The organism is Streptomyces sp. LS1784, assembly GCF_020103755.1.
GTDB lineage: Bacteria > Actinomycetota > Actinomycetes > Streptomycetales > Streptomycetaceae > Kitasatospora.
The window spans coordinates 1-3,942 of the sequence record NZ_JAHSQD010000680.1 but is presented as its reverse complement, the minus strand read 5'-3'; the positions used below and the strand labels follow the sequence as shown (position 1 = coordinate 3,942).

Below are 3,942 nucleotides of genomic sequence, written 5' to 3'. Positions count from 1 at the left end.
AGCGCGGCCAGTTCGGCGCGCCGCCCGACGAACAGCGCGGGACCGGCCGGCAGCCGCTCCAGGCCCGGAACGGCCCCGGCGGGCGCGCCGGGGCCGAGGTCCATCGTCGCCGTCTTCCTCGCCACCCGTGCCACTCCCGACGTCATCCCGCGCTCGGCATCCGACGCTCGGCTTCCGGTACCCAGCCTCCGGAGCTCAGCGGAGGCGGCCCGGGACGGGCGCCCTGTCTGCGAAGCGTAGTTCGACCGTCCGGCTCAGCCGAGGTGACATCCGGTCGTACGAATCGGCAAATCACCCCAACGACTCAACGCGCGGCGGTCACGCATGCTCCGCGGGGGCCCTCCCGGGTCTCGGAGGAGGCAGGCCGCCTCACCCCTCGGCAGGCCGCCTCACGCCTTGAAGGGACGGGCCGGCCAGGGCGAGTCCGCCGGGCGCAGCGCGTCCAGCCCGTCCGGGCCGGTGAGTGCGGCGTGCACGGCGAGGGTGCCGGTGACCAGGGTCGGGTTGTGCAGCTTCCCGGCCTGGATCAGCCGGATCAGCTCCGGCACCGGTACCCAGGCGACCTCGATCTCCTGCTCCTCGCCCTCGGCCGCGTAGCGCTCGCCGTCGGCCGGTGCCAGGTCGGTGGCGAGGAACATCCGCAGCGCCTCGTCGGTGCCGCCCGGGGAGGTGTAGTAGTCGGCAAGGATCCGCCAGGTGCCGGCCTTGCAGTACGCCTCCTCGTACAGTTCGCGCTGCGCGGCGTGCCACGGGTTCTCGCCGGGCACGTCGAGCAGGCCGGCCGGCAGCTCCCACAGCCGCTGGCGCACCGGGTGGCGGTACTGGCGCAGCACCAGCACCCGCTGCTCGTCGTCCAGGGCGAGCACCGAGACCGAGCCGGGGTGGGTCTGGTAGTCGCGGCGGGCCCAGCTGCCGTCGGGCATCCGCACCTCCTCGCTGCGCACCCCGGTGACCTTGCCCTGGAACGGCGTCCCGCTCGCCCGGACCTCCCACTCCTCGGCCACGTCGGCGATCCCCTGGCGGCTCTGCTCGTCCATCGCTCTCCCCTTTTCGTCAGTACGACACAATCTAACGCCGAACGGCGGCCCCGCGGGAATCGCGGGGCCGCCGTCCGGTGAACGACCGAGGCCAAGAAGAAGATGACTACTCGGAGGCCGTGGTCTTGATCTCGATGGCCGCCTTGACCAGGCCCGCGAACAGCGGGTGCGGGCGGGTCGGACGGGACTTCAGCTCCGGGTGGGCCTGGGTGGCCACCAGGTAGGGGTGCACCTCGCGCGGGTACTCGACGTACTCGACCAGGTCGCCCTTGGGCGAGAGGCCGGAGAACACCAGGCCGGTCTTCTCCAGGTCCGCGCGGTAGGCGTTGTTGACCTCGTAGCGGTGGCGGTGGCGCTCCTCGACGTACTGCTCGCCGCCGTAGACCTCGCGGACGATCGAGCCCTCGGCGAGCTTGGCCGGGTACAGGCCCAGGCGCATGGTGCCGCCCAGGTCGCCCTTGCCGTCGACGATGGCCAGCTGCTCGGCCATGGTGGAGATGACCGGGTGCTTGGCGGCGGCGTCGAACTCGGTGGAGTTGGCCTCCGGCAGGCCGGCCAGGTTGCGGGCCGCCTCGATGACCACGCACTGCAGGCCCAGGCACAGGCCCAGCAGCGGGACCTTGTTCTCGCGGGCGTAGGTGATCGCGCCGACCTTGCCGTTGACGCCGCGGTCGCCGAAGCCGCCGGGGATGCAGATCGCGTCCACGTCGCCGAGCTGCGCCTGGGCGCCCTCGGGGGTCTCGCAGTCGTCCGAGGTGACCCACTTGATCTCGACCCGGGCGTTGTTGGCGAAGCCGCCGGCGCGCAGCGCCTCGGTCACCGACAGGTAGGCGTCCGGCAGGTCGATGTACTTGCCGACCAGGGCGACCTTGACGATGTGCTGCGGCTCGTGGACGCGGCGCAGCAGGTCGTCCCAGGTGGTCCAGTCGACGTCGCGGAACGGCAGGTCCAGGCGGCGCACCACGTAGGCGTCCAGGCCCTCGCCGTGCAGCACCTTGGGGATGTCGTAGATCGACTTGGCGTCGATGGCCGCGACCACGGCCTCCTCGTCCACGTCGCACATCATCGAGATCTTGCGCTTGATCGCCTGCGGGACCTCGCGGTCGGCGCGCAGCACGACCGCGTCGGGCTGGATGCCGATGTTGCGCAGCGCGGCGACGGAGTGCTGGGTGGGCTTGGTCTTCAGCTCGCCCGAGGGGCCGATGTACGGCAGCAGGGAGACGTGCACGAAGAACACGTTGTCCCGGCCGACCTCGTGGCGGACCTGGCGGACGGCCTCCAGGAACGGCAGCGACTCGATGTCGCCGACGGTGCCGCCGACCTCGGTGATCACCACGTCGACGTCCTCGGTCGCCATCCGGCGGATCCGGGACTTGATCTCGTTGGTGATGTGCGGGATGACCTGGACGGTGTCGCCCAGGTACTCGCCGCGGCGCTCCTTGGCGATGACGGTCGAGTACACCTGGCCGGTGGTGACGTTCGCCGAGCCGTGCAGGTTGGTGTCCAGGAACCGCTCGTAGTGGCCGATGTCCAGGTCGGTCTCGGCGCCGTCGTCGGTGACGAACACCTCACCGTGCTGGAACGGGTTCATGGTGCCCGGGTCCACGTTGAGGTACGGGTCGAGCTTCTGCATCGTTACGCGCAGGCCGCGGGCCTTGAGCAGCGCGCCGAGGCTGGAGGCGGTGAGCCCCTTGCCGAGCGAAGAGGCGACACCCCCGGTGACGAAGAGGTGCTTGGTCGTCACGGCGCGGCCGTTCGCTGCCTTGCCGGAATGGGGCTGTGCCAAGAGGGGGCTCCCGTGGGTCGCGTGTCGAAAGTGACGTGGGCGGGAGGCTCGGGGTTCGCCGGGCGACGGGAGGCCGGCTCGGTGCGCGGCGCTCGAAGGGTCGTCGGTTCGGCTGGTCCGGGGCGTTTGATCCCGCCGGTCCACGGGATACCAGGGTATCAGTGACCCGACCCGGACGCCGTTCGGGCCGCGCGCGCCGCGTCGGGAGCGCGCGCGGGGCGCACCACCGGCGCATCACACGCCGCACGTGTCACACCGGTCGCACCACCGGCCGGACCGGGCCAGAGCGGAGCATCCATCCGGACCATACCGGCTCCTCCGGCCGGACCAGGCGGAGGTGATCCTTCCGGACCATCCTGCGCCGCGCCCCCGCGATGCACGGCATTTCCGCCGAATTGCGGCGCCACACCGGGCTGCGCCCGCGTGCTTCGCCCCTTTCGTCCGTCGTAAGCTGCTCGGACGCATCGCCGACAGCACGAGCACGCGGAGGGCGTGGGAGGGTCAGGACACTCCCGGTCCCCGATGCGCGACCGGACCTCCCCGTATTCCAGCTCCCCCCACCCACTCCAGGGGCTCGACCGAGCCCCGCGGACACTCCAGCAAGGCCTGCCACCACCCCCGGCAGGCCGGACGTCCCGGGGTGGACCTCCGGCCCCGCAGACCGCTCGCTCCCTCCGCTCGCCGATGCCCTGACCACATTGCGAACTGGAGATCCACGTGGCCGGCCGTATCGAGGACTACGCACTCATCGGGGACATGCAGACCGCTGCCCTGGTCAGCAGGGACGGGGCGGTGGACTGGCTCTGCCTTCCCCGCTTCGACTCGCCGGCCGTGTTCGCCGGTCTGCTCGGCACCGATGAACACGGCTTCTGGCGGATCGGCCCGGCCGAGGCCGTCCTGACCGAGGTCCCCGCGCCGGCCGCCGCCACGGCCCCCACCACCGGCCGGACCCACATCGCCACCTCCGCCGACCTGCGCGTGCCCCCGCCCACCGCCGCCGCCCCCGCCCTGCCCGCCGACCGCCGCCACTACCGGGGCGACTCGCTGATCCTGGAACAGGAGTGGGACACCCAGGGCGGCACCGTCCGGGTGATCGACTTCATGCCGCCGCGCCCGCTG

At 72.0% G+C, this 3,942-nt stretch carries 3 protein-coding genes; 1 reads left to right on the top strand and 2 read right to left on the bottom strand.

Features of this window, described 5'->3' with window-relative positions:
* Positions 1–389: 389 nt before the first annotated feature.
* On the bottom strand, positions 390–1,037 hold the full coding sequence (locus tag KS423_RS40395) for an NUDIX hydrolase (RefSeq protein ID WP_224284713.1): 648 nt from the start codon (positions 1,035–1,037) through the stop codon (positions 390–392).
* 106 nt (positions 1,038–1,143) lie between these two features.
* A complete protein-coding gene (locus tag KS423_RS40390; RefSeq protein WP_224284712.1) occupies positions 1,144–2,823 on the bottom strand; it encodes a CTP synthase in 1,680 nt (559 codons plus the stop codon).
* A gap of 711 nt (positions 2,824–3,534) precedes the next feature.
* On the opposite strand from KS423_RS40390, the gene KS423_RS40385 reads away from it, so the two are divergent.
* On the top strand, positions 3,535–3,942 hold a 408-nt coding region (locus KS423_RS40385; protein ID WP_224284714.1), incomplete at its 3' end, for a trehalase-like domain-containing protein.